Origin of the sequence: Rhizobium glycinendophyticum (assembly GCF_006443685.1) — a bacterium.
GTDB classification, from domain to species: domain Bacteria; phylum Pseudomonadota; class Alphaproteobacteria; order Rhizobiales; family Rhizobiaceae; genus Allorhizobium; species Allorhizobium glycinendophyticum.
In genome coordinates this window covers 22,441-45,987 of the sequence record NZ_VFYP01000003.1, presented here as the reverse complement: position 1 = coordinate 45,987, position 23,547 = coordinate 22,441, and the positions used below count along the sequence as shown (strand labels likewise).

The 23,547-nt window shown below is 62.0% G+C and carries 17 protein-coding genes; 1 reads left to right on the top strand and 16 read right to left on the bottom strand.

Translation table 11 applies throughout. The features are described 5' to 3' along the window. Window positions 1–6 precede the first annotated feature (6 nt). The 7 genes from FJQ55_RS17285 to FJQ55_RS17255 form a co-directional block, all read right to left on the bottom strand. Complete coding sequence (locus FJQ55_RS17285) at window positions 7–495, bottom strand: MaoC family dehydratase (RefSeq protein WP_140830163.1); 489 nt, start codon at window positions 493–495, stop codon at window positions 7–9. 88 nt (window positions 496–583) lie between these two features. After that, window positions 584–2,542 (bottom strand): glycogen debranching protein GlgX, encoded by a 1,959-nt coding sequence (gene glgX / locus FJQ55_RS17280; RefSeq protein WP_140830161.1) that lies wholly within the window; start codon window positions 2,540–2,542, stop codon window positions 584–586. Window positions 2,543–2,624: 82 nt separating this feature from the next. Beyond that, the gene (arsH, locus tag FJQ55_RS17275) at window positions 2,625–3,353 is read right to left on the bottom strand and encodes an arsenical resistance protein ArsH (protein WP_140830159.1); all 729 of its coding nucleotides are present in this window, start codon (window positions 3,351–3,353) and stop codon (window positions 2,625–2,627) included. Further along, entirely contained in the window at window positions 3,328–3,753 is a 426-nt protein-coding gene (arsC, locus tag FJQ55_RS17270; protein WP_140830157.1) for an arsenate reductase (glutaredoxin), read from the bottom strand. The genes arsH and arsC overlap by 26 nt, the downstream gene beginning before the upstream one ends. Beyond that, window positions 3,750–4,451: an aquaporin gene (locus FJQ55_RS17265; protein WP_140830155.1), complete on the bottom strand. Its 702-nt coding sequence runs from the start codon at window positions 4,449–4,451 to the stop codon at window positions 3,750–3,752. Before FJQ55_RS17265 ends, arsC begins: the two co-directional genes overlap by 4 nt. Next, window positions 4,448–4,807: an ArsR/SmtB family transcription factor gene (locus FJQ55_RS17260; protein WP_140830153.1), complete on the bottom strand. Its 360-nt coding sequence runs from the start codon at window positions 4,805–4,807 to the stop codon at window positions 4,448–4,450. Before FJQ55_RS17260 ends, FJQ55_RS17265 begins: the two co-directional genes overlap by 4 nt. Before the next feature lie 117 nt (window positions 4,808–4,924). Then, window positions 4,925–5,449, bottom strand: a complete 525-nt coding sequence (locus FJQ55_RS17255; protein WP_140830151.1) for a DinB family protein — start codon at window positions 5,447–5,449, stop codon at window positions 4,925–4,927. A 66-nt stretch (window positions 5,450–5,515) separates the two neighbouring features. Between FJQ55_RS17255 and FJQ55_RS17250 the strand changes: the two genes are divergently transcribed. Then, entirely contained in the window at window positions 5,516–6,157 is a 642-nt protein-coding gene (locus tag FJQ55_RS17250) for a TetR/AcrR family transcriptional regulator (protein ID WP_342781718.1), read from the top strand. Window positions 6,158–6,239: 82 nt separating this feature from the next. Here FJQ55_RS17250 and FJQ55_RS17245 read toward each other — a convergent pair whose 3' ends face one another. From FJQ55_RS17245 to FJQ55_RS17205, 9 genes are all read right to left on the bottom strand, one after another. Further along, window positions 6,240–7,868 (bottom strand): alpha-D-glucose phosphate-specific phosphoglucomutase, encoded by a 1,629-nt coding sequence (locus FJQ55_RS17245; protein ID WP_140830149.1) that lies wholly within the window; start codon window positions 7,866–7,868, stop codon window positions 6,240–6,242. A 3-nt stretch (window positions 7,869–7,871) separates the two neighbouring features. Continuing rightward, the gene (glgA, locus tag FJQ55_RS17240; protein WP_140830148.1) at window positions 7,872–9,311 is read right to left on the bottom strand and encodes a glycogen synthase GlgA; all 1,440 of its coding nucleotides are present in this window, start codon (window positions 9,309–9,311) and stop codon (window positions 7,872–7,874) included. 8 nt (window positions 9,312–9,319) lie between these two features. Further along, window positions 9,320–10,579 carry a glucose-1-phosphate adenylyltransferase gene (gene glgC / locus FJQ55_RS17235; RefSeq protein WP_140830146.1) on the bottom strand — a complete coding sequence of 420 codons (1,260 nt, stop codon included), beginning with the start codon at window positions 10,577–10,579 and terminating at the stop codon, window positions 9,320–9,322. Window positions 10,580–10,592: 13 nt separating this feature from the next. Further along, entirely contained in the window at window positions 10,593–12,806 is a 2,214-nt protein-coding gene (gene glgB, locus FJQ55_RS17230; protein ID WP_140830144.1) for a 1,4-alpha-glucan branching protein GlgB, read from the bottom strand. Continuing rightward, window positions 12,806–15,268, bottom strand: coding sequence for a glycogen/starch/alpha-glucan phosphorylase (locus tag FJQ55_RS17225; protein ID WP_140830142.1), 2,463 nt, complete (start codon window positions 15,266–15,268; stop codon window positions 12,806–12,808). The genes glgB and FJQ55_RS17225 overlap by 1 nt, the downstream gene beginning before the upstream one ends. Before the next feature lie 264 nt (window positions 15,269–15,532). Then, window positions 15,533–16,753 (bottom strand): VWA domain-containing protein, encoded by a 1,221-nt coding sequence (locus tag FJQ55_RS17220; RefSeq protein WP_161596995.1) that lies wholly within the window; start codon window positions 16,751–16,753, stop codon window positions 15,533–15,535. 96 nt (window positions 16,754–16,849) lie between these two features. Continuing rightward, window positions 16,850–17,731, bottom strand: a complete 882-nt coding sequence (locus tag FJQ55_RS17215; protein WP_140830138.1) for a transglutaminase family protein — start codon at window positions 17,729–17,731, stop codon at window positions 16,850–16,852. A 4-nt stretch (window positions 17,732–17,735) separates the two neighbouring features. Beyond that, window positions 17,736–20,150, bottom strand: a complete 2,415-nt coding sequence (locus FJQ55_RS17210; protein WP_140830136.1) for a circularly permuted type 2 ATP-grasp protein — start codon at window positions 20,148–20,150, stop codon at window positions 17,736–17,738. A gap of 4 nt (window positions 20,151–20,154) precedes the next feature. Continuing rightward, on the bottom strand, window positions 20,155–23,499 hold the full coding sequence (locus FJQ55_RS17205; RefSeq protein WP_140830134.1) for a transglutaminase family protein: 3,345 nt from the start codon (window positions 23,497–23,499) through the stop codon (window positions 20,155–20,157). Window positions 23,500–23,547: the final 48 nt, after the last annotated feature.

The following is a 23,547-nucleotide window of genomic DNA, read 5'->3' as shown; positions in this document are numbered from 1 at the left end:
TTCGTGTCAGACCCCTTCGGGACGATCTTTCGGGTCGAACTGGGAGATGGTGATCCAGTCGGCGGTGAGCGCGGGCTTGCGCTCGTCCTCGATCTCGACGGTGACCTCATAGGTCAGCATCAGCATGCCGGCGCCACGGAAACGCGCGCCCGCGAGCTTGAAACTTCCCCGGATGCGCTTGCCGGTTTTTACCGGCGACATGAAGCGTAGCTTGTCGAAGCCGTAATTGATGCCCAGCGTCTGTTCGCGGATCTTTGGCAGGCAATTGTAGTTCATCGCCGAGAGCAGCGACACGGTGAGAAAGCCGTGAGCGATCGTGCCGCCAAAAGGCGTTTCTGCCGCCGCGCGCACGGGGTCGGTGTGGATGAACTGGTGGTCCATGGTGGCGCCGGCGAAGGCGTCGATCATTGGCTGGTCGACGGTGATCCAGTCGGAAACCCCGACCACGGCGCCCACGAGGCCGGGAACGTCTCTCAGTGAAATCTCTTGCGGCATCAAAAGAACCCGATCCTTCAATAATTCCCGCAAGCTACAGCCGCTTGATGTCAGGCGAAAGAGGCTAACATCACTGCGGTGCAAAAACTCAGCTTTGGGTCCAGAAATCCACGCTACGGGATTTTACCACGATCTTGGCAGCGTTGCGGCCAGTCTCCAGCCGGCGCCATTTGCGCTTGTCTTGCGTCGGAAGGACGAAGTCTCGTGGCTCTGAAGATCTGTTGAACAGGACGGCGACCCGACACTCAGTGCCCGTCTCACGATCAATGCTGGCGAGCATCATGGTGAAAGCGCCGAGATCGGGCTTTTCCCAGTCGCCCACCGCCATCGGCTGGCCGTCGGTATTCAGCCATGTCACGTCGCCCTCTCCGGTTAGCACACTTGCGTCCATGAAACAGGAGAAACGCTGGCGCATGGCGGCAAGCCGGGCGGTGGTTTCGATCAGTTGCGCATCGGCCTTCGACCAGTCAAGCCAGGTCAGCGCATTGTCCTGGCAATAGGCATTGTTGTTGCCGCGTTGGGTGCGGCCGAACTCGTCGCCCGCCGTCAGCATCACCGCGCCGCGGCTGGCAAACAGCGTCGAGAGCAGGGCTTCGACATCCTCCCGGCGCTTCTTCAGGATCGCCTTGTCTGACGTTTCACCCTCGACGCCATTGTTCCAGGAATGGTTCTCGTTGTGGCCGTCCCTGTTTTCCTCGCCATTTGCCTCGTTGTGTTTGTGCTCATAGGAAACGAGATCGTAGAGGGAAAAGCCGTCATGGGCGGCGATGAAGTTGACGCTGCGGGTCTGGCCGTGGCCGTCATGGGCGAAGAGATCGGCGGAGCCGGCAAGTGCCGTTGCAAGATCGCCCGTTGTCCAGGCGTCGCCCCGCCAGTGGCGGCGGAAGGTGTCGCGGGCGCGGTCGTTCCATTCAAGGAAGGCGGGCGGGAAGCGGCCGAGCTGGTAGCCGCCGAGCCCGATGTCCCAGGGCTCGGCAATCAAGACGCGATCCTCAAGCACCTCGTCCTCAAGGATGGCGCGAAGCGTGGGGGCATCCTGATGGAAGCCGTCCCAGTGGCGCCCCATGATCGGCGCGAGGTCGAAGCGGAAACCATCCACGCCGGCCGAAAGCACGAAGTGGCGCAGCGTATCGACGATCAGCCGGCGGATAAAGGGATGGTCGCAGGCGAGCGTGTTGCCGCAGCCGGTGTCGTTGACCAGCGTGCCGGGGTCATCAGCCACGTGGCGGAAGAGCGAGCGGTTGTCGATGCCGCGCAGCGACAGCGTCGTGCCCAAGACATCGCTTTCGCCCGTATGGTTGAAGACGAGGTCGAGGATGACGTCGATGCCCTCGGCATGGAGGGCGGCGACCGTCTCGCGCAGTTCCCCGACACCGCCGGGCACGATGCGCGGGTCGAGCGCCATCATGGCGACGGGATTGTAACCCCAGCTGTTGGTGAGGCCTAGGGGGGGCAGGTGCCGTTCGTCGATCCAGGCGGTGATCGGCATGAGTTCGACCATGTCGACGCCGATGCGGCGCAAATGCGCGAGGACCGAGGGATTGGCAAGCGCCTTCAGCGTGCCGCGCTCGGCCTCCGGCACATCCGGATGCAGCATGGTGAAGGCCTTGACGTTGACCTCGTAGATGAAGCCGCAGCGCTCGCCGAGCGGCATCATGGGTCTCACCGGCTTGTGGGCCTTCAGGATCGCCTTCGGCATCAGGGCCGCGGTATCGATGCCGAACTGACCGAGCCTGACATCATAGATGAAGGGGCGGTCTAGTTCAGTCGCATAGGGGTCGACCAGCAGTTTGGACGGATCGTACCAGTGCCCCTGCGCCGGATCATAGGGGCCGTGGATGCGGAAGCCGTAGCGGGCGCCTTCCTTCATCCCCTGAACGAAAACGTGGTGCACATCACCTTCGCCACGCGTCATCGATAGACGGTCAAATTCTGTCTCGCCCCGCCCATCGAAGAGGCATAGTTCGACGCGATCCGCATGATGCGACCAGAGGCGGAAATCGGCACCCGTCTTGCCAAGGGTGGCTCCGAGCATTGGCATGGTCATGGGTCGCCTCGCGGTCTGGTTGATTCGCTCGCCTCAATGGGAACAATAGCAGGCGGGCGACTGCCGACCAGTGTGGTTGCGCTCACACGGCCTTGAGGTTCACACCCTTTAACGCCGCTTCCTTGCGCTCGCTGTAGCGATAGGTGAGGTAGCCGGAGATGTCGCGCGTCAGCAGGGTGAACTTCACTAATTCCTCGCAGACATCGACGACGCGCTCGTAATAGGACGAGGGCTTCATGCGGCCGTTACCGTCGAATTCCTGGTATGCCTTGGCGACTGATGACTGGTTCGGGATGGTGATCATCCGCATCCAGCGTCCGAGCAGGCGCATGGCATTGACGGCGTTGAACGACTGCGAACCGCCGGAGACCTGCATGACGGCGAGCGTCTTGCCCTGGGTCGGGCGGATCGCGCCGACGGACAGGGGAATCCAGTCGATCTGCGCTTTCATAATGCCGGTCAGCGTGCCGTGGCGCTCGGGGCTGACCCAGACCTGACCTTCGGACCACTGAGAGAGCTCACGCAATTCCTGGACCTTCGGATGGCCGACAGGCGCATCGTCGGGCAGGGGCAGGCCCGAGGGGTCGAATACCTTTACCTCGGCGCCGAAATGTTCGAGCAGGCGCTTGGCTTCCATCGCCAGCAGCCGACTGAAGGACACCTGCCGCAGCGAACCATAGAGGATCAGGATGCGCGGCTTGTGGCTTGAGAAGGGGCGGCGCAGCGCCTCCAGGTCCGGCAAACGCAGGTGATCGAGATCGGCGGCGGGCAGGTCTACATTCAAGTCAGACAATGCGCTTGCCCTCCGCATCGAGAACGGCTTCGCCGTCTTCCTTGACGAAGGCGGAGGTGAAGGCGTCGGCGGGCAGGATGTCGAGCACGACTTCGGACGGGCGGCAGAGGCGGGCGCCCATCTCGGTGACGACGAGCGGGCGGTTGATCAGGATCGGTGTCGCGATCATGGCGTCGAGCAGTTCGTCCTCCGAGAGGGCGGGATCGGCGAGGCCGAGCTCCTCGTAGGGCGTGCCCTTTTCGCGGATCGCCTGACGCACCGACAGTCCGGAATCGGCGATCATCTTTGCCAGATCTTCCTTGCTCGGCGGGGTCTTCAGATATTCGATGACCGTGGGCTCGATGCCGGCATGCCGGATGATCTCAAGCGTGTTGCGCGAGGTGCCGCAGGCCGGGTTGTGATAGATGGTGACGGTCATGGACGTTCCGTTCCTTCCGGGACAATGGGGGGGATCTCGTTGCGGCTCTCTGCAAAAAGCCAGGCAGCGATAGCGGCCGCGACTAATGCCCCGGCAATCTGCGCCAGAATGAAGCCGGTAAGGTCGATCGGGCGGATGCCGGCAAAGGTATTGGTCAGGCTTCGGGCAATCGCCACGGCCGGGTTGGCGAAAGAGGTCGATGCCGTGAACCAGTAGGCCGCCGTGATATAGAGGCCGACCAGCATGGGGATAGCGTCCGCCTTGAAGCGCAGGCCGCCGAGGATGGTGAGGAGCAGGCCGAAGGTTGCTACCGCCTCGGCCGTCCATTGGGCAGAGCCCGTACGAACCGTTTCCGAGATCTGCAAGACTGGCAGCTCGAACATCACATGGGCGATGAGGGCACCGACGACGCCGCCGAGGATCTGGGCGAGAACGTATGGCAGGACTGCGGAGGCCTCGAACTCCTTCCGAAGAGCGAAGACCATTGTGACAACCGGGTTGAGATGGGCACCGGAGATGGGACCCAAGATCGTGATCAGCACAAAGAGGATCGCGCCCGTGGGGATCGTGTTGCCGAGCAGGGAGACCGCGACATCGTCGGAGAGACGATCGGCCATGATGCCGGAGCCGACGACGGTTGCGACCAGGATTGCGGTGCCGACCGCTTCGGCGGTGAGGCGACGGGGGAGGTCGGTCATTGAGATAGTCCCGGCGCTGCCCTCGCGCTGCAGCAGGCGAGATCGTCGATCAGCGGCTGGCAGAGGCTGGCATTGCCGCCGCAGCAATCCTTGAGCAGGTAAAGCGCGACCGCGCGGAAGCGATCGAGATCGGCGCGGTAGAGGATCGAGCGGCTCTGGCGCTCGCCCGTGACGAGACCTGCCTGCGAGAGCGTCGAGAGATGCGCCGACATGGTGTTCTGCGGCACGCCGATCAGGCGGGCGAGTTCGCCGGCGGGAACGCCATCGGGTTCATGCGCCACCAGCAGGCGGAAAGTCTGGAGCCGGGTCGGCTGCGCCAGGGCGGCAAGGGCCGCGATCGTCGATTTTTCATCCATATATCCAGAATAGTGGATGTGATGTAGGAGTCAATCGTTGCGCAATGTCTTGGCCCAACGCTTCCGTTGTTTAACGGCTTCCCAGACCTCCTGACCCATCTTGGGGTGGCAACTCCTTCATACACTCACGGATATCCGCATGCCCTGCATACGCCGATCAGCATCGGTGTGATGGAGGTAGACGGCAAAAGTGTCCCACGGCGGGGTAATGGAGCGCTGCGACAGGATTCGGCCCACCTCTCCGCGATGATATCCGCCATGCAAAACAACATGGGTCAGCATCTCTTCGCGGGTCATGAAGCCTTTGTCGCCGTCGGTGAAGGTGAAGGCCACGGCCTCAGAGAGCGCCGGACGGGATGCTGAGCGTATATAATCAAGGTACCATTGGTCCGCTGATGTGACAGAGGCCCTGAGATCGGTCAGCGGAGGCGTGATTTCGAGGTTGTCAGAGCCATAGCCATGTGGAATGCCTTGGAGATGGCCGGCGAATATCTGCGAAACAACATAGTTATGGCTGATCAGGCGAAGCGCGGATTGGAGCTCTGACTTGTTATGTTCGTGGTCCAAACTTTCGAGTTTGTCGAACAGGTCGACATTGGCCCAAGCCTGATATTCGTAAAGTGATTGCAGCATTGTGCTCATTGATCTCCGGTCCTTTGATGCTTTAAATGCGAGTAAGTCCTTCACATTTTCTCCGGAGCAACACTCTTGTCTACTCGCATTGCAAAACGGCGATCCATGATGCGTAAGGAGCCGAGACAAGCCCGCTCTCGCGCAACTGTGGAAACAATTGTAGAGGCAGGTGCTCGTATTCTGAGCAATGAAGGATGGGCGGGGTTTACGACCAACAGAGTTGCCGAATTGGCCGGCGTGAGCATAGGCTCGCTGTACCAGTACTTTCCCGACAAGCTCACTCTCGTGGACGCCATTCGCAGTCAACATCTGGATGACAGTATGGCTGCAATGCGCTCTCTCCCGGCGGGTGAGATCACACCGGCGGACTTCGCGGTCCGACTGGTCGAAGCCGTGGTCGCGGCTCACAGTGTGCATCCCGGACTGCATCGCGTCCTGTTGGACGAAGCTCCCAGTTCAGAAGAGTATCGAAATCCCGAAAGCAAGTTCGAGATCGAATACCTATCCTATTTCGCGAATGCCATTGCGACCCATGGAAATCGATCACCCAATGCCGCCGATCAAATCGCCGGGCGCGTACTGTCCGACGCCATCGACGGGGTGATCCACAATGCGGCGCGGCGCGGCGCGATCCATGATCAGGCGATGCACAAGGAGCTGGTCCGCCTGATCACCCTTTATCTCGGTGCTACGGGCCAAGTCTTGGGAGATAGCTAGGCCGCAGTCTCTCTACGCTGAGCGAAGGTAGTGATGTATTTCGCCAGAGCCGCCGCTCCCGGCCGCACAGTCTTCTAAACCGTCACGTAATGACCGTCGGCTCGCTCATGCCCGTATACCGCTTGATCTCCGCCACCTCTTCCGCCGCCGCGATCAAATCCGCCAGCGCTGCCTGCGTCTCCATGCCGTGGCGGCTCGCGTCGGGCTCGTAGCGCTCGACGTAAAGGCGCAGCGTCGCGCCTGAGGTGCCGGTGCCGGAGAGGCGGAAGACGATGCGGCTGCCGCCTTCGAAGAGGATGCGGATGCCCTGGTTCTTCGAGACGGAGTGGTCGATCGGGTCGTGATAGGCGAAGTCGTCGGCGGCCGTCACGGTCAGGCCGTTGATCCTAGTGCCGGGCAGGCTGTCGAGCTTGGCGCGGAGCGCTGCGACCAGGGCGTTGGCGCTGTCGGTCTCAACGCCTTCATAGTCGTGACGCGAATAGTAATTGCGGCCGTATTCCGCCCAATGGGCCTCCACGATCTGCTTCACGCTCTGCTTGCGCGCGGCAACGATGTTGAGCCAGAAGAGCACCGCCCAGAGGCCGTCCTTTTCGCGCACATGGTCGGAGCCGGTGCCAAAACTTTCTTCGCCGCAGACGGTGACCTTGCCGGCATCCATCAGGTTGCCGAAGAATTTCCAGCCGGTCGGGGTCTCGTACATGCCGATTCCGAGCTTTTCCGCCACACGGTCGGCGGCGGCGCTCGTCGGCATGGAGCGGGCGATGCCGGCGATGCCTTGTCTGTAGCCGGGGGCGCAGGTGGCGTTGGCGGCGATCATCGCCAGGCTGTCGGAGGGTGTGACGAACATGCCCTTGCCGACCACCATGTTGCGGTCGCCGTCGCCATCGGAGGCGGCGCCGAAGTCCGGGCCGTCGGCGCTCATGACATCGTCGTAGAGGGTCTTGGCATGCACCAGGTTGGGATCCGGATGGTGGTGGCCGAAGTCGGGTAGGGGGATTTCGTTGCGCACGGAACCGGCGGGAGCGCCGAGGCGCTTTTCCAGGATCTCCACGGCATACGGGCCGGTGACGGCGCTCATACTGTCTATCACCACGCGGAAGCCGCCGGCGATCAACGCGCGGATCGCTGGGAAATCGAAGAGGGTTTCCATCAGGTCGGCATAGTCAGTGACCGGATCGATCACCTCGACGGTCATGCCGGCGAGATCGAAGCTGCCTGTTGTGTCGAGGTCGATGTCGGCGACGTCAGCGATCTTGTAGCTGTCGATCACCTTCGTGCGGGCGAAGATCGCGTCGGTAATCTTTTCCGGTGCCGGGCCGCCATTGCCGATATTGTATTTGATGCCGAAGTCTTCGGTCGGGCCGCCGGGGTTGTGGCTGGCAGAGAGCACAATGCCGCCGAAGGCCTTGTATTTGCGAATGACATGCGAGGCAGCCGGCGTCGAGAGGATGCCGCCCTTGCCAACCATGACCTTTCCGAACCCATTGGCGGCGGCCATCTTCAGCGCCTTCTGGATGACTTCGCGGTTGTAGTAGCGGCCGTCACCGCCGATCACCAGCGTCTGGCCGGTAAAGCCTTCCAGGCTGTCGAAAATCGCCTGGATGAAGTTTTCGGCGTAGTTTTCCTGCTGGAAGACCGGAACCTTCTTGCGCAGTCCCGAGGTGCCGGGCTTCTGGTCCGCATAGGGTTTCGTGGAGACGGTCGAGATCATCGATTACTGGCCTTTCGAGACGAGGCGTTGATAGAGTTCGGCATAGGTCACGCCGCTCCTGTTCCAGGAGACGTCCGACTTCATGCCCTGCTTCTGCATCTGCGACCAGAGACGCTGGTCACGGTAGAGCCGGATGGTGCGGCGGATGGCGCGACGCAGCGCGTCTGCCGTAACGGGAGAGAATTGCACGCCGGTCGCCACGCCGGCGGCCAGCGCCGCTTCGTTGGCGTCGATGATCGTATCCGCGAGACCGCCGGTACGGGCGACGAGCGGGATACAGCCGTAACGCAATGCGTAGAGCTGGGTGAGCCCACAGGGCTCGAAGCGCGAGGGCACGAGAATGACGTCAGATCCGGCCTGCATCAGGTGCGAGAGTTTTTCGTCGTAGCCAAGCACCATGCCGACCCGGCCGCGATTGTGGGCCGCTGCTCCCTGCAGCGCTGCCTCGATGTCGCTGTCGCCGGAGCCGAGGATGGCGAGCTTGCCGCCGAGGGCAACCAGTTCATCGATGACGGCGGGCAAGAGGTCGAGGCCCTTTTGCCAGGTCAGCCGCGATATCACGCAGAAGATCGGACCATCGTCCGCATCCAAGCCGAACCGCTCGACGAGGGCCGCGCGGTTGCCGGCACGCTTCTTCAGCGTGGCTGCGGAATAGCCGGCGGGCAGGAGCGTATCAGTCGCAGGGTTCCAGACATCGGCATCGATGCCGTTGACGATGCCATAGAGATCGGCCCCACGGCTGGCGATCAGCCCTTCGAGCCCCATGCCGAATTCCGGCGTCAGGATTTCATCGGCATAAGAGGGGCTGACGGTCGAGACGGCGTAGGAGGTCACGATGCCGCTCTTCAGGTAGCTCAGGGTGCCGTAATATTCGAGCGCTTCGTAAAAGGCATGGCCGGGGAGTTCGAGATAGGGAAAGAGCGACGCGGCGAACTGGCCCTGGAAGGCGATGTTGTGGATGGTGAGGAGGCCCGGCACTTCCGCGGTCTCGGCATAGCGCATGTAGACCGGCACCAGCGCGCTCTGCCAGTCGTGCACGTGCACGAGGTCGGGCTTGTAACCCGCCAGCGCACCTGCGGCGATTTCGGCGCCTGCCTTGGAGAGGACCGCGAACCGTTTCCAGTTGTCGGGATAGTCGCGGCCATGGGTGTCGAGATAGGGGCCGCCCGAACGCTCGTAGAGTTGCGGGCAGTCGAGGATCAGGAGATCCAACCCCTCGTGCCGAGCCGAGAGAAGGGTCGCGCGCTCGTCCAGCAGGCTTCCGAATTCATGGATCTTTTTCGGTGCCTTGACCGCTTTCATCACTGCGGGATAGCCCGGGATCAGGGTTCTCGTCTCCACCCCGTGGGCGGCAAGCGCCAAGGGCAGGGCGCCGGCCACGTCGGCCAGGCCCCCTGTCTTGATCAGCGGGTAGAGTTCGGAAGCGACCGAAAGGACCTTCATGGACGTGGCTAACCCAGTTTGTCGATCATCGACTGTGTAATGAGGCAAATTCCATTTTCGCTGCGGCGGAAGCGCTTGGCGTCCATTTCCGGATCTTCCCCGACGATCAGCCCTTCCGGGATCACCACGCCATGGTCGATGACGACATTGGTGAGGCGCGCATGACGACCGACCTGCACCTTGGGCAGGACGACCGCGCCTTCGAGGCGGGAATAGGAATTGGCACGTACACCGGTGAAGAGCAGGCTCTTGTAGAGCGAGGAGCCGGAGATGATGCAGTCGCCGGAGACGAGCGAGGAAATCGCCGAGCCGCGGCGACCCTCGTCGTCATGAACGAACTTGGCCGGCGGGGTGATCTCGGAATAGGTCCAGATCGGCCAGCTCTTGTCGTAGAGATCGAGCTCGGGGACGATGTCGGTCAGGTCGATGTTGGCCTGCCAATAGGCATCGATCGTGCCGACGTCGCGCCAGTAGGGTTCGCGCTCGAAATCGGAGCGGACGCAGGACTGGGCGAAGCGGTGGGCGACAGCCTTGCCGCTCTTCACGACGTAAGGAATGATGTCCTTGCCGAAGTCGCGGCTGGAGTCCGGATCGGCGGCGTCGCGGCGCAGCAGTTCCATCAGGAATTTTGTGTGGAAGACGTAGATGCCCATCGAGGCCAGCGCCAGATCCGGATTCCCGGGAATGCCCGGCGGATCGGCCGGCTTTTCGACGAAGTCGATGATGCGGTCGGTGGCATCGACATGCATTACGCCGAAGCCAGTCGCTTCCATACGCGGCACTTCCAGGCAGCCGATGGTCACCTCGGCGCCTGAATCCACGTGCTGCTGGAGCATCTGCTCGTAGTCCATCTTGTAGATGTGGTCGCCGGCGAGGATGACCATGTATTCCGGCGCGTAGGATTCGATGATGTCGGCATTCTGGTAGACGGCGTCGGCCGTGCCTTCGTACCACTGCGTTTCCGAAACGCGCTGCGAGGCGGGCAGGATGTCGAAGCTCTCGTTACGCTCGGGACGGAAGAAGTTCCAGCCGAGTTGCAGATGGCGGATGAGGGAGTGGGCCTTGTACTGAGTGGCGACGCCGATGCGGCGGATGCCGGAATTGAGCGCGTTCGACAGGGCGAAGTCGATGATGCGGGCCTTGCCGCCGAAATAGACGGCGGGTTTAGCGCGACGGTCCGTCAGTTCCTTGAGGCGGCTTCCGCGGCCACCGGCCAACACATAGGCCATGGCATCGCGCGACAGGCTTTTTGTTCTCTTTTCCGTCATGTGTATCCTCCCCTTATTGTTCCAATTCCAGCATGATCACGGCGAGCGGCGGCAGTGTGAGCCCCGCCTTTGCCCATTCGCCTCCCGTGGCATGCGCCTCCACGCGACCACCATTGCCCTTGCCGCTGCCGCCATAAATCTCGGCATCGGTGTTGAGTATCTCACGCCAACGGCCGGCCGCAGGCAAGCTCAATTCGTAGCGTTCGTGGAAGTTCGGTGTCAGATTGCAGATCACGGCGATCGGCTTTTCGCCCGGCGCCTTGCGCAGCCAGGCAAAGACGGAATTGTCCTGGTCGTCTCCGATGATCCATTCGAAGCCTTCACCCTCGCAATCGCGCGCATGCAGCGCCGGCTTCGAGCGGTAGGTGAAGTTCAAGTCCCGGACCAGCCGGCGCATGCCTTCATGCGGGGCATAGGCTAGCAGGTTCCAGTCGAGTGAACGCTCTTCCGACCATTCGCCCCACTGGGCAAATTCCTGGCCCATGAACAAGAGCTTCTTGCCTGGATGGCCCCACATCAGGCCGTAATAGGCCCTGAGATTAGCGAATTTCTGCCAGTCATCGCCGGGCATCTTGGCGATCATCGAGCCTTTGCCATGTACCACTTCGTCGTGAGAAATCGGCAGCACGAAGTTTTCCGAGAAGGCATAGAGCAGGCCGAAGGTCAGTTCGCTGTGATGGTGTTTCCGGTAGATCGGGTCCCGAGCGAAATAGCTCAGCGTGTCATGCATAAAGCCCATGTTCCACTTGAAGCCGAAGCCGAGACCGCCTTCATGCACAGGCTGCGAGACCTTGGGCCACGAAGTGCTCTCTTCGGCGATGGTCATGATGCCCGGGTGGCTGCCATAAACATGGTGGTTCATCTGCTGGAGGAAGCGGACCGCCTCCAGGTTTTCCCGCCCACCATATTCATTGGGGATCCACTCGCCTTCCTTGCGGGAGTAGTCGAGGTAGAGCATCGACGCGACCGCATCCACGCGCAGGCCGTCGATGTGGAATTTTTCCGCCCAGTAGAGAGCGTTGTTGATCAGGTAGGACAGGACTTCCAGGCGACCGAAATTATAGATCGCCGTGTTCCAGTCCGGGTGGAAGCCCTGGCGAGGGTCGGCATGTTCGTAGAGTGCCGTCCCATCGAAGTGACGAAGTCCATGCGCGTCGGTCGGAAAGTGCGCCGGGACCCAATCGAGGATGACGCCGAGGCCAACCTTGTGGCAGCCATTGACGAAGCGGGCGAACCCTTCCGGTTCACCGAAACGCGCTGTCGGCGCGTAGAGCCCCGTCGTCTGGTAGCCCCAGGAGGGGTCATAGGGGTGCTCTGCGATCGGCATGAATTCGATATGAGTGAAGCCCATGTCGACGCAGTAAGGGATCAGGCGCTCGGCCATCTCGTCCCAGGTCAGCATCGAGCCATCGTCACGCCGTTGCCAGGACCCGGCATGGACTTCATAAATCGACACCGGCTGACGTCGCTGGTCGATGCTCGCCCAGTGCTTGCGATGGGCATCGTCGTCCCAGATCTGCTCCAGTTCACCTGTCGTCACCGAGGCATTCTTTGGGCGCATCTCGGCGCGGCGTGCGTAAGGGTCAGCCTTCAGCGGCAACAGTTCGCCATGCGGGCCGATGATCTCGAACTTGTAGCTGGCGCCCGAGCGAACGTCCGGGGCAAAGATCTCCCAGATGCCGGTGTCGCGGCGAAGCCGCATCACGTGGCGACGGCCGTCCCAGTCGTTGAAGTCGCCGACGACGGATACCCGGCGGGCGTTCGGAGCCCAGACGGCGAAGTGAAAACCATCCACGCCCTGATGCCTGATCGGATGGGCGCCCATCTTGTCGAAGAGCCTGAGATGAGAGCCTTCTCGGATGAAGTAGTCATCCATTGGGCCCAGAATGGGCCAAAAGCTGTAGGGGTCCGTGACCATCCATTCATCGTCACCCCGAGTGGCGCGGTAGCGGATCGGCTGCAGGGACGTGGCGCTGACGATTCCGGAAAAGAAGCCTGCCTCGTGACGCTGCGTCAGTTCGCCGATCGCCTCACCCGACAGGGTATGGGCGGTGACTGTCTCGGCCCCCGGAATGAAACAGCGGGCGACGAATCCGCCGTCATGCTGCTGTAGGCCGATAAAGGCGAAGGGGTCACCATGCGTGCCGTTGATGATTGCCTCAATTTCGTCCGCCGACGGTGTATCCGGCTTGGGGTCGACACCGTTCTTCTTCGGCGATTTTGCCATCAGGCTCTCCAGATATCCGCATTGTACTGGCGAATGGTGCGGTCGGACGAGAACCAGCCCATGCGTGCGGTGTTGCAGATAGTCTTGGAATACCAGCCGGATTTGCCGTTCCAGATTTCGTCAACCTGACGCTGGGCCTGGGCATAGGCGTCGAAGTCTGCGGCGACCATGAACCAGTCGTGCTGGTAGATGCCCTGCATCAGGCCGGCATAGCGGTCGCGGTCATCGGGTGAAAACACGCCCGAAGCGATCGAGGAAAGGGCCTGCTGCAATTCGCGTGACGCGTCGATGGCAGCGCGGGGATTGTGTCCCTCGGCCCTGACACGTCCGACCTCGTCCGCGGTCATTCCGAAAATCACTATGTTCTCCTCCCCGACATGGTCGCGCATTTCGACATTGGCGCCATCGAGTGTTCCGATGGTCAATGCACCGTTCAACGCGAACTTCATGTTCCCGGTTCCAGACGCTTCCATGCCGGCGGTGGAAATCTGTTCGGAGAGGTCGGCAGCGGGCACCATGACTTCGGCCAGAGAAACATTGTAGTTCGGCACGAACACGACCTTCAGCAGGCCGCGCACGGAGGGATCATTGTTGATGACGCGGGCGACGTCGTTGGCAAGTTTGATGATGAGCTTGGCGTTGTGATAGCTCGGAGCCGCCTTGCCGGCAAAAAGCTTGACGCGCGGCACCCAGTCGCGCTCGGGATGAGAACGGATCTGGTCGAAGAGCGCCACCGTCTCGATGATGTTGAGGAGTTGGCGCTTGTATTCGTGAATACGCTTGATCTGGATGTCGAACATCGCCTCCGGATCGAGCCGGATACCCATACGGCCGGCGACAAGGCTTGCCAGACGCACCTTGTTGGCGCGCTTGACGGCGGCGAACTTCTCCTGGAACGACGCGTCGTCTGCGAAGGCGTCGAGCGCCTTCAGCTTGTCCGCATCATCGAGGAATTCAGCGCCGATCGCTTCCTTGATCAGGTTGGTCAGATCCGGGTTGCACTGCATCAGCCAGCGGCGTGGGGTAATCCCGTTGGTCTTGTTGTTGATACGGGTCGGGTAGAGCTTGTGGAGATCGGCAAAGACCGTCTCCTTCATCAGTTCGGTGTGCAGCGCCGAGACGCCGTTGATCGAATGCGAACCGATAAAGGCGAGGTTACCCATGCGCACGCGGCGGTCGCCGCTTTCGTCGATCAGGGAGATGTGGCGGATTTCCTGGTCGTTGAAGCCGCGGTTCTTGCGGGCATCGAGCAGGATCTTGGCGTTGATCGCGTAGACCAGTTGCATGTGACGCGGCAGAAGCCGTTCGAAGAGCGGAACCGGCCAGCTTTCCAGCGCTTCGGGCAGCAGCGTGTGGTTGGTGTAGGAAAAGGTCTTGGAAGAAATCTCCCAGGCGTCGTCAAAGTTGACCCCATGCACATCGACGAGGAGGCGCATCAATTCGGCGACGGAAACGGCCGGATGGGTGTCGTTCAACTGAATTGCCACCTTTTCCGGCAGTTGGGCCAGCGTGTTGCCCTGCTGCAGGTGACGGCGGACAATGTCCTGCAGCGAGGCGGAACAGAAAAAGAATTCTTGGCGCAGGCGTAGTTCCTGACCGGCCGGCGTGGCGTCGGCAGGGTAGAGCACGCGGGTCAGCGATTCGGCCTTGTTGCTCTCGCGCAGTGCGCCGATGTGGTCGCCGGCATTGAAGGCGTCGAGCAGGATCGGGTCGATCGGCTGGGCAGACCACAGTCGCAGGGTATTCACCCGCTCGCCGCGCCAGCCGACAGCCGGCGTGTCATATGCGGTGGCGATGACACGTTCGCCCTGCTTCCAGACGTAACGCAGTTCGCCATCCGGTGCGTCGATCGTCTCGACCGTGCCGCCGAAGCCGACTTCGTAGGAGCTTTCGCGGCGCTCGAATTCCCAAGGGTTGCCATGGGCAAGCCAGCTTTCCGGCAGCTCGACCTGCCAGCCCTCCGCCATTTGCTGGCGGAAGAGGCCGTGCACATAGCGGATGCCGTAACCATAAGCCGGAATGTTCACGGTCGCCATGCTCTCCATGAAGCAGGCGGCGAGGCGGCCGAGGCCACCATTGCCGAGAGCGGCATCCGGTTCAAGGCCGGCAATGACGTCGAATTCGACGGACAGCGAGGACAGCGCCTCGCGAATGTCGTCCATGAGGCCGAGGTTGGACATGGCATCGCGCAGGAGCCGGCCGATCAGGAATTCCAGCGACAGATAATAGACCCGCTTGCCATTGTTCATGTAAGTGGCGCGCGTCGATTCCATCCAGGTGTCGATGATGCGGTCGCGCACGACGAGGATGGTTGCTGTCAGCCAGTCGTGCGGGGTGGCGACCTTCGCGTCCTTGCCGATGCTGTAGGTCAGCTTGTCCATGATCTCGCCGGCCAGAGAGGCCGGATCGGACGCGCCGCGCTTGGGAAGGGGAAGGTCGGCTTTATGGAGGGTCTTGATCATCGGTCCGCCTGGCTTTGCTCGGTTCGCAGGGCACCACCAGATCCGCTTTCGGCGGTCACCCCCTTCGTCGCCAGTTTACGCATCGATATGATACACATGCAACAGGCCGGTGAGCGGCCGTGCGAAATAGTTGATTGCTCGCCTTCGTGATGCAACCTGCTGATTTACCTGATGAATGCTGACACGACGCGGGCATAGGAAGGCCGCGCCTTGATCGGGCGCGGCCAAGCCAGTGCAAATTTCCGCAAACGCTTTGGAAGCGGGTCAGTTGGTCAGGCGGGTGGAGGCCTGAACCGCCTTGTCACCGATTTCCTTGAAAGCGGCGACAAGCTGCGTGGCATTCTGCGCGTCGTAATAATTGGACGTGCTGGAGGCGCAATACTGAAGCAAGGACTGCCCGTTGCTCGGTGCCATGAAGGCGACAGTGAAGATCTGGACGCCAGCCTTTTTGGCGGTGTCGCAGGTCGCCTTGGTTTTGGTGTCTGCGCTCGAGTAGTTGTTGTCACCGTCGGTCATGAAGATGATGAACTTGCTCGGAACCTGGCCGTTTTTGTTCTTATGGGCCGTGTCTTCCAGAGAGCTCGAGACATCCGTGTAAGCCCGCGCCATGGCGTCGGAGGAGTCGGTGCCGCCGGTTGCCGTCAGCGCCTGCACATAAGACAGGGACGTGGCGGTGCCCCACGCCATTGTCGTTGGCGTCTGCATGCTGGCATTGTAGGAAACAGCGGCGGTGCGGACGTATTTGGTCTCCGGATCCGCCGTGTTCAGCTGTGTCGTGAGGCTGGCGACGGCGAGCTTCAGCGAGTCGATTTTGGTGTAGTAGTTGGTCGCCTGATAGCTGCAGGTCTTGGAGATGTATTTTCTCCCCTGGTAATAGCTGCAGTCGTAGTAAACCGTTTTGGTCGGCTGTGCGTCATTGACCGTGGTCGTGTCCTCGGCCATCGAGCCGGAGCGGTCGAGCACGAGGAACATCGACAGGGCATTCTTGCTTTCTGTCGTGCTGCGTGCGGTGGAGGAGACCTTGATCGTCACCTCCTTCCAGCCCAGCAGAGCTGTCATGCCGTTTGTCTTCATCGTGTAGGAACTGTTGAGCTTGACGTCGAAGCTCTTGCCCGAAGTCGACGTGGTACGCTCGACGCTGCCAATGGCCGCCTTGTCGATGGAAGAAGAGTTGTTGGTGTCGATGCTCGATTTGCCTTCGACAACATTGTAAAATTGCGAGGCCATGAACTTCTTTGCGAGGGACATGGCCTCGTCGTCCGAGATGTTTTTCACGGCGAGTGCGTTTGCGGCCGCAAGAACGGCTGAGTCGGTCGAGTCCTGCAGAGCGCTCTTGATCTGGATCATGCGATTCAAATCCATGGCGACACCTGCACCGGCCGCAGCGACCGGCAGGATGAACGCGGTGATCATGCCGAAATTGCCGGATCGGCAGGCGATCAGGCGTGAGAAGATCGAGGAATGCTGTGTCTTGGTCCTAGCCATCATGTCCATCCAAACGCAGTCTGTGGATGACTTATAGGGGCGGACACGTTCCATTCGGCTTAAGCAAGTCGATAAAATTCGAGCCAATAACCGGATTTACTGCTTCACTGGGATTACATCGACAGATTGATCAGTCTTGTGGCTGCCGTAGCTCTTCAGTACGCCGATTACCGGAGCAACATCCGAGTAGTCGCGGCCATAGCCGACGACGATATGGTCGGTGCCGGCGGGGATGTTGTTGGTCGGGTCGAATTCCATCCAGCCGGTCAGCTTGCCGCACCAGACGCGCACCCAGGCATGCATGGCATCGGCCCCTTCGAGGCGTTCCTTGCCCGGCGGCGGGATGGTGCGCAGGAAACCGCTGACATAGCCTGCGGGAATGCCAAGGCTGCGCAGCGCCACGATCATCACGTGAGAGAAGTCCTGGCAGACGCCGCGCTTCTTGGTGAAGGCCTCGGCGGGTGTCGTATCGACGGTGGTCGCCTCGGGATCGTATCTGAAGTCGCGATGGATGCGGGCACAGAGCTGTTCGGCGATCTGGCGCACCGTCAGGCTTGGTTTCAGCTCTTTGCGGGCATAGGCGGCAATCTCTTTGTCGCGCGGCAGGCGGGGGCTCGTGCCCAGAAAATGATGCGGGGATTCCGCGTCGAGCGTCCAGGTCTCGGCGAGTTCCTGCGGCAGCCGATCAAGGATCGGGGAGAAGTCGGCGGGGACTGGGAGAGCCTGAACCATCACACGCGCCTGCATGCGGATGTCGAGCTTCTCGTGCGGCGCGCGGAGGATCGCGTGGCGGGTCGTGTGGTGGAAGAAATCCTCGAAAGTCGCGAGTTCGTCCGGTTCGGGAGTGACGGTGACAGCGCCGGCGATCAGGCGTTGGCGGTCTGGCAGCGAGAGCGGCAGGAGGCGCAGCATGTGATGCGCGCCCGATGCCGGGACCTCGTATCTGTAACCGATGTGGAGCGAGAGATCGTACAGCATCGGTTCAATTCAGGTATGTGCGGGCGAGGATATCGGAGAACTTCTCCAGCTCGCGCTCGAGATTGGTATAAACCTCGGCCGTCATTGCCTCCGGCGTCATGACGGCCAGGCCTGAATGCAGGCGCATGGCTTCGCGGAAGAGCATCGACATCTGGCCGTTGACCATGGCGTTCGGCAACTGCTCGGCCTCGATTCGGATCTCGTTGAGCTGGAAGAGAATGGAGCGTGGGTTGAGCGGATCGAGCGCCAGCAGGTCCGTGACCGTGAGCCGTGCCGTCGAAACATTGTAGCGGCGGCGATGAGTCATGACATTGTCGCCGATCTCCAGCAGCATGTCGAGCGCGCCGTCTGGTGCATCAGGGCCGGTCATGCGGCCGAGCAGGCGGGTCATGTGCAGGCCGCGTTCGAGCAGGCGGCCGATGGTGAGGAAGCGCCAGCCGGTGAAGCGGTACATGTTTTCATGCACCAGACCGGCAAAGCCCGCGAGCTTGCGCAGGAGAATGGTCATGGCATGCGCTGCGTCGTCGCCGGGTTTGACCCGCTCGTGGAAACGTTTCGCCGTCTTCGACAGGTCGTTCAGCGCCAGCCAGCCGTCTGGCGAGAAACGGTCGCGGATGTTGCTGGCCGAATAGACGGCGCTGTCGATGTTGCGCAGCAGGCTTTCCGGGACGCCGGTCTTGGTGTCGACGTCGATATCGGAGAGATAGTCGCTGACGAAGGCGAGCAGCGGCTGTTCGGGGTTGGCGCTTTCGGCGAAACGGGCATGCCAGGCGCGCAGGATGCGCAGCACGCCTTCGGCGCGCTCGATGTAGCGGCCAAGCCAGAACAGATTGTCCGCCGCGCGGCTCGGCAGGCTGCCGGGCATGTTGCGGGTGAAGCTCTCTTCTGCCGGCAGCAGCGAGGTGCGATCGACCGGCTTGTCGGAGACGATCCACACGTCGGCCGCGCTGCCGCCCGACTGCATGGCAATGGCAGATACGTCGGAACCGCTGCCGATCCGCGCGAAACCGCCGGGCATGATCTGCCAGCCGTTCTGAGTGCGGGCGGCAAAGACGCGCAGCGACATCGGCCGCGGCGTCAGCTTGCCGTCGACCATCGCAGGCGTGGTCGAGAGGGTGACCACTTCCTGGCCGACGAGATTGCCGGTTTCGGCTTCCAACCATTCCGAGATGCTGCGGCTCTGCGGGTCCTTGTAGCGTGAGCCGAGCACCGAGCGGCCATTGTCGTCGAAAAAGGGCAGGCGGGAAAACGCCGAGCCGACGACCATGCGGTCGAGGTGGCGGGCGACATGCTCGCGCTCGGCCTTCTGGCCACACCACCAGGTGGCGATGGAGGGCAGCTTCAGCTCTTCGCCGAGCAGGTGGCGCGACAGCGTCGGCATGAAGGCGAGCAGCGCGCGGGTTTCGAGGATGCCGGAGCCGAGCGCGTTGACGAAGGTGACGGAGCTATTGCGCAGCGCGTCGACCATGCCGGGCGTGCCGATGTAGGAATTCTGGTCGAGCTCCAGCGGATCGGCAAAGGCGGCGTCGAGGCGGCGCCAGAGAACGCTGACGGGCTTCAAGCCAGCCACCGTGCGCACCATCACCTTGCCATTGACGACGGTCAGATCCTCGCCTTCCAGCAGCATGATGCCGAGGTAACGGGCTATATAGGCGTGCTCGAAATAGGTTTCGTTCGCCGGGCCCGGCGAGAGCACGGCAATGCGGTCGTCGGTGCTCTGCTGGCGTGCCTGAAGTGCCTTGCGGAAGGCGCCGAAGAAGGAGGCGAGGCGGTGCACATGGGTTTCCGCATAGAGGTCGGAAAAGGCACGGGCTGTGGCGACGCGATTTTCGAGGGCGAAGCCGGCACCCGAGGGCGCTTGCGTCCGATCGGCCAGCACCCACCAGTTACCGTCAGGGCCGCGGCCGATTTCAAAGGAACAGAAATGCAAATAATGGCCGCCGGCGGGCTTGATGCCGACGAGCGGACGCAGGAATTCCGGATTGGAAGCAATCAGCTGCGGCGGCAGGAAGCCCTCCTGCACCAGCCGGTTTTCCGAATAGATGTCTGCGACGACCGCTTCGAGCAGGTTTGCACGCTGGACAAGGCCATCGGCCAGCACCTGCCACTCCGCATCCGAAATCAGAACCGGGATGTGCGAAAACGGCCAGGCGCGCTCACTCGATCCGCCGGAGCCATAGGCGCGGTAGAACACGCCTGCATCGCGCAGATAGCGATCGGCTCGCGCAAAACGTTCGTCCAGCTCGTGCTCCGCCATGGTCTCGATGGCGGAAACGAAGGGCTGCCAGACCGGCCGGACATTTCCCTTGTTGTCAATCATCTCGTCGGCAGCACCCGCCAGCGCGCGATAGCCGGCCACGCGGGCCGTGCCATTTGCTGGGTCCGGCGGAGAAAGCTCCGCTGCCGTCTTCTGTGCCATCGGATCAGATACCCTGCGGTCGTCTCAGGTCCAAAGTGTGCGGGAACTCCGGCGACACGGTCTCGGGCCATAATGGATAGGAGCCGGCTGTATGGCCCCAAGGCTCGAAACGTGCAAGCCGACGGGCTTCCGCTTCATTCCCGTTCACAGGGAAAGTATCGTAATTCCGGCCTCCTGGATGGGCGACGTGGTAGACGCAGCCTCCGATCGACCGGGCAGACCATGTATCATAGATGTCGAATGTTAGCGGTGTGTTGACGGGCAGCACCGGATGCAAGCCCGATGCGGGCTGCCAGGCCTTGTACCGCACACCGGCGACTGCCACGCCATTGACCAGGGACTTGCGAAGCGGCACCTGACGGCCATTGCAGGCCACGACATAACGTTCCGGATTGGCCGTCTCCAGCTGAACCTGCAGGCGCTCGACCGAGGAATCGACATAACGGACAGTGCCGCCGATCGCGCCTTCCTCGCCCATGACATGCCAGGGTTCCAGCGCCTGGCGCAGTTCGAGCTTGGAGCCCTCGTATTCGACTTCTCCGACAAAGGGAAAGCGGAATTCAAGCTGCGCTGCAAACCATTCCGGTTTGAAGTCGAAGCCGTTCTCGCGGAGATCCGCCAGCACTTCGAGGAAGTCCAGCCAGAGATAATGCGGCAGCATGAAACGGTCATGCAGGCTGGTGCCCCAACGCACGAAGCTGCCGCCGATCGGATTTTTCCAGAAGCGGGCGATAAGGGCGCGGACCAGCAATTGCTGGGCAAGCGACATGCGCGGATTTGGCGGCATTTCGAAGCCCCGGAATTCGACGAGGCCTAGACGGCCTGTCGGGCCATCCGGCGAGAACAGCTTGTCGATGCAGATTTCCGAGCGGTGCGTGTTGCCGGTGACATCGGTCAAAAGATTGCGGAACAGCCGATCGACGAGCCAGGGCAGGGGGGCGGCCGCACCGGTTGCCGGAAGCGGCACCTGCGCGAGCGCGATCTCCAGTTCATAGAGGCTGTCGTGGCGGGCCTCGTCGAAGCGTGGCGCCTGGCTGGTGGGGCCGATGAACATGCCGGAGAAGAGGTAGGAGAGCGCCGGGTGGCGCTGCCAGTGCAGCACGAGGCTCTTCAAAAGGTCTGGCCGGCGCAGGAAGGGGCTGTCGGCGGGATTGGCACCACCCACGACGACGTGGTTGCCGCCGCCCGTGCCGGTGTGGCGGCCGTCGATCATGAACTTGTCGGCGCCGAGCCGCGTCTGGCGCGCTTCCTCATAAATGGCATTTGTCGTGGCGACGCATTCCTCCCAGGTGGAGGCGGGGTGGATGTTTACCTCGATGACACCCGGGTCGGGGGCGACGCGGATGACGTTAATGCGTTCGTCCTGCGGCGGGGCATAGCCTTCGATATGAACGGGAAGGCCGAGATTGCGGGCGGCGGTTTCGGCTGCGGCCACCAATTCCAGGTAGTCCTCGATCGCTTCTACCGGCGGCATGAAGACGCAGAGCCGGCCATCGCGCGGCTCGACGCTCATCGCGGTGCGGACGGCTCCCCTGATGTCGCCGGCAGAACCGGTGATGTTTTGCTCGTTGCGATCCTGCTGGCTATCCCCGCTCTTGCGGGAGGCTTCCGGCATGGCGCGGCCTTCGCTCGCCTTCGGGCCGTAATCGGGCAAGGGCGAACGCGGGATCGAGGGGTCGGTGGTGTGGATATAAGGGTATTGCGACGGCGGCACATAGGGCAGCGTGCCGAGCGGCATGCGAAAGCCGATGGGGCTGTCTCCGGGGATGAGGAAAATTTTGCCGCGCCGGGTGCGCCATTTTTCGCTGACCCAGCGGCGTCCACCGGCCTTGGCGTTCCAGGCCTGGACCGGCAGGATATAACCGGTCGGCGTGGTCAGGCCCCGCTCGAAGACCTTGGCAATGCGGGCCCGCTCTTCCGGACTTTCCAGCTTGGAATTCGAAGGATCGACATTCTCGGGTAGGCTGCCTTCCTTGATGATCCATTCGGCGGGATCTTCATAGGCCGGGATGATCATCTCGGGCTCGATCTCCAACTCGTCGGCGATCGCGGCCATCAGCGCTTCGGCCTTCTCATGGGTGACGCCGGTTTCCTCGTTCTCGGCAGCGATGAGAGTGGGATCGTGCCAGATCGGTTTGCCGTCTTTCCGCCAGTAGAGCGAGAAGGTCCAGCGCGGGAGGCTCTCTCCCGGATACCATTTGCCCTGGCCGTAATGCAGGAAGCCGCCGGGCGCGAAGCGCTCGCGGAGGCGCCGGATGAGCTTGTCGGCCAGATCCCGCTTGGTCGGGCCGACTGCATCGGTATTCCATTCGGCGGACTGGAAGTCGTCGATCGACACGAAGGTCGGTTCGCCGCCCATGGTGAGACGCACGTCGTGGGCGCGGAGGTCGGCGTCGACCTTCAGGCCCAGCGCGTTCAGCGCCTCCCAACTCTCGTCGGAAAACGGCTTGGTGATGCGCGGATGTTCGGCCACCCGCTTCACCTGCATGTCGAAGGCGAATTCGGTGTTGGCCTGGCCAATATAGCCGCCGGATATCGGTGCGGCGTTCTTGTAATGCGGGGTCGCAGCGAGGGGGATGTGGCTTTCGCCGGTCAGAAGGCCGGAGGTCGGGTCGAGGCCGATCCAGCCGGCGCCTGGGATATAGACCTCGGCCCAGGCATGTAGGTCCGTGAAGTCCACTTCGGTGCCGGAGGGGCCGTCGAGCGCCTTCAGGTCCGGTGTGAGCTGGATCAGGTAACCGGAAACGAAGCGGGCGGCGAGGCCGAGATGGCGCAGGATCTGGACAAGCAGCCAGCTCGAATCGCGACAGGAGCCGCGCGCCGAGGTCAGTGTCTCCTCCGGCGTCTGGACGCCCGGTTCCATGCGGATGACGTAACCGATTTCCTGCTGCAGGCGGGCGTTGAGACCGACCACCATGTCGACGGTGCCCTGGCCGGGCGTCATGTCGAGCGTGGCGAGGAAAGCCTGTAGCGCCGGAGAGGCCGGCTCCGGCGTCATGTAGATCGTCAGGTCATCGCGGATGTCGGCCGGATAGTCGAAGGGCCATTTGACCGCTTCTTCCTCGGTGAAAAAGTCGAAGGGATTGTAGACCGTCATGTCGGCGACGAGATCGACCTCGATCTTGAACTCGGTCACCGGGTCTGGGAAGACGAAGCGGGCGAGATAGTTGCCGTAGGGATCCTGCTGCAGATTGACGAAATGGTTCTCGGGCGTGACCTTCAGCGAATGCGAGAGAACCTTGGTGCGGGAATGGGCGGCGGGCTTCAGCCGGATGATCTGCGGTCCAAGGCGGACCGGATTGTCATACTTGTAATGGGTGAGATGATAGATGCTTGCCTTGATCGACATTCGTTACCGCTTCGCTGTTCGCCCGTGCCGCTTTTTCCGGCTTGCATC

What these genes read in the sequence shown, in the direction of transcription:
- FJQ55_RS17285 (WP_140830163.1), bottom strand. Translation starts at nt 495, where the DNA reads ATGCCGCAAGAGATTTCACTGAGAGACGTTCCCGGCCTCGTGGGCGCC.
- glgX (WP_140830161.1), bottom strand. Translation starts at nt 2,542, where the DNA reads ATGACCATGCCAATGCTCGGAGCCACCCTTGGCAAGACGGGTGCCGAT.
- arsH (WP_140830159.1), bottom strand. Translation starts at nt 3,353, where the DNA reads ATGCGGAGGGCAAGCGCATTGTCTGACTTGAATGTAGACCTGCCCGCC.
- arsC (WP_140830157.1), bottom strand. Translation starts at nt 3,753, where the DNA reads ATGACCGTCACCATCTATCACAACCCGGCCTGCGGCACCTCGCGCAAC.
- FJQ55_RS17265 (WP_140830155.1), bottom strand. Translation starts at nt 4,451, where the DNA reads ATGACCGACCTCCCCCGTCGCCTCACCGCCGAAGCGGTCGGCACCGCA.
- FJQ55_RS17260 (WP_140830153.1), bottom strand. Translation starts at nt 4,807, where the DNA reads ATGGATGAAAAATCGACGATCGCGGCCCTTGCCGCCCTGGCGCAGCCG.
- FJQ55_RS17255 (WP_140830151.1), bottom strand. Translation starts at nt 5,449, where the DNA reads ATGAGCACAATGCTGCAATCACTTTACGAATATCAGGCTTGGGCCAAT.
- FJQ55_RS17245 (WP_140830149.1), bottom strand. Translation starts at nt 7,868, where the DNA reads ATGATCTCGACCGTCTCCACGAAACCCTATGCGGACCAGAAGCCCGGC.
- glgA (WP_140830148.1), bottom strand. Translation starts at nt 9,311, where the DNA reads ATGAAGGTCCTTTCGGTCGCTTCCGAACTCTACCCGCTGATCAAGACA.
- glgC (WP_140830146.1), bottom strand. Translation starts at nt 10,579, where the DNA reads ATGACGGAAAAGAGAACAAAAAGCCTGTCGCGCGATGCCATGGCCTAT.
- glgB (WP_140830144.1), bottom strand. Translation starts at nt 12,806, where the DNA reads ATGGCAAAATCGCCGAAGAAGAACGGTGTCGACCCCAAGCCGGATACA.
- FJQ55_RS17225 (WP_140830142.1), bottom strand. Translation starts at nt 15,268, where the DNA reads ATGATCAAGACCCTCCATAAAGCCGACCTTCCCCTTCCCAAGCGCGGC.
- FJQ55_RS17220 (WP_161596995.1), bottom strand. Translation starts at nt 16,753, where the DNA reads ATGGCTAGGACCAAGACACAGCATTCCTCGATCTTCTCACGCCTGATC.
- FJQ55_RS17215 (WP_140830138.1), bottom strand. Translation starts at nt 17,731, where the DNA reads ATGCTGTACGATCTCTCGCTCCACATCGGTTACAGATACGAGGTCCCG.
- FJQ55_RS17210 (WP_140830136.1), bottom strand. Translation starts at nt 20,150, where the DNA reads ATGGCACAGAAGACGGCAGCGGAGCTTTCTCCGCCGGACCCAGCAAAT.
- FJQ55_RS17205 (WP_140830134.1), bottom strand. Translation starts at nt 23,499, where the DNA reads ATGTCGATCAAGGCAAGCATCTATCATCTCACCCATTACAAGTATGAC.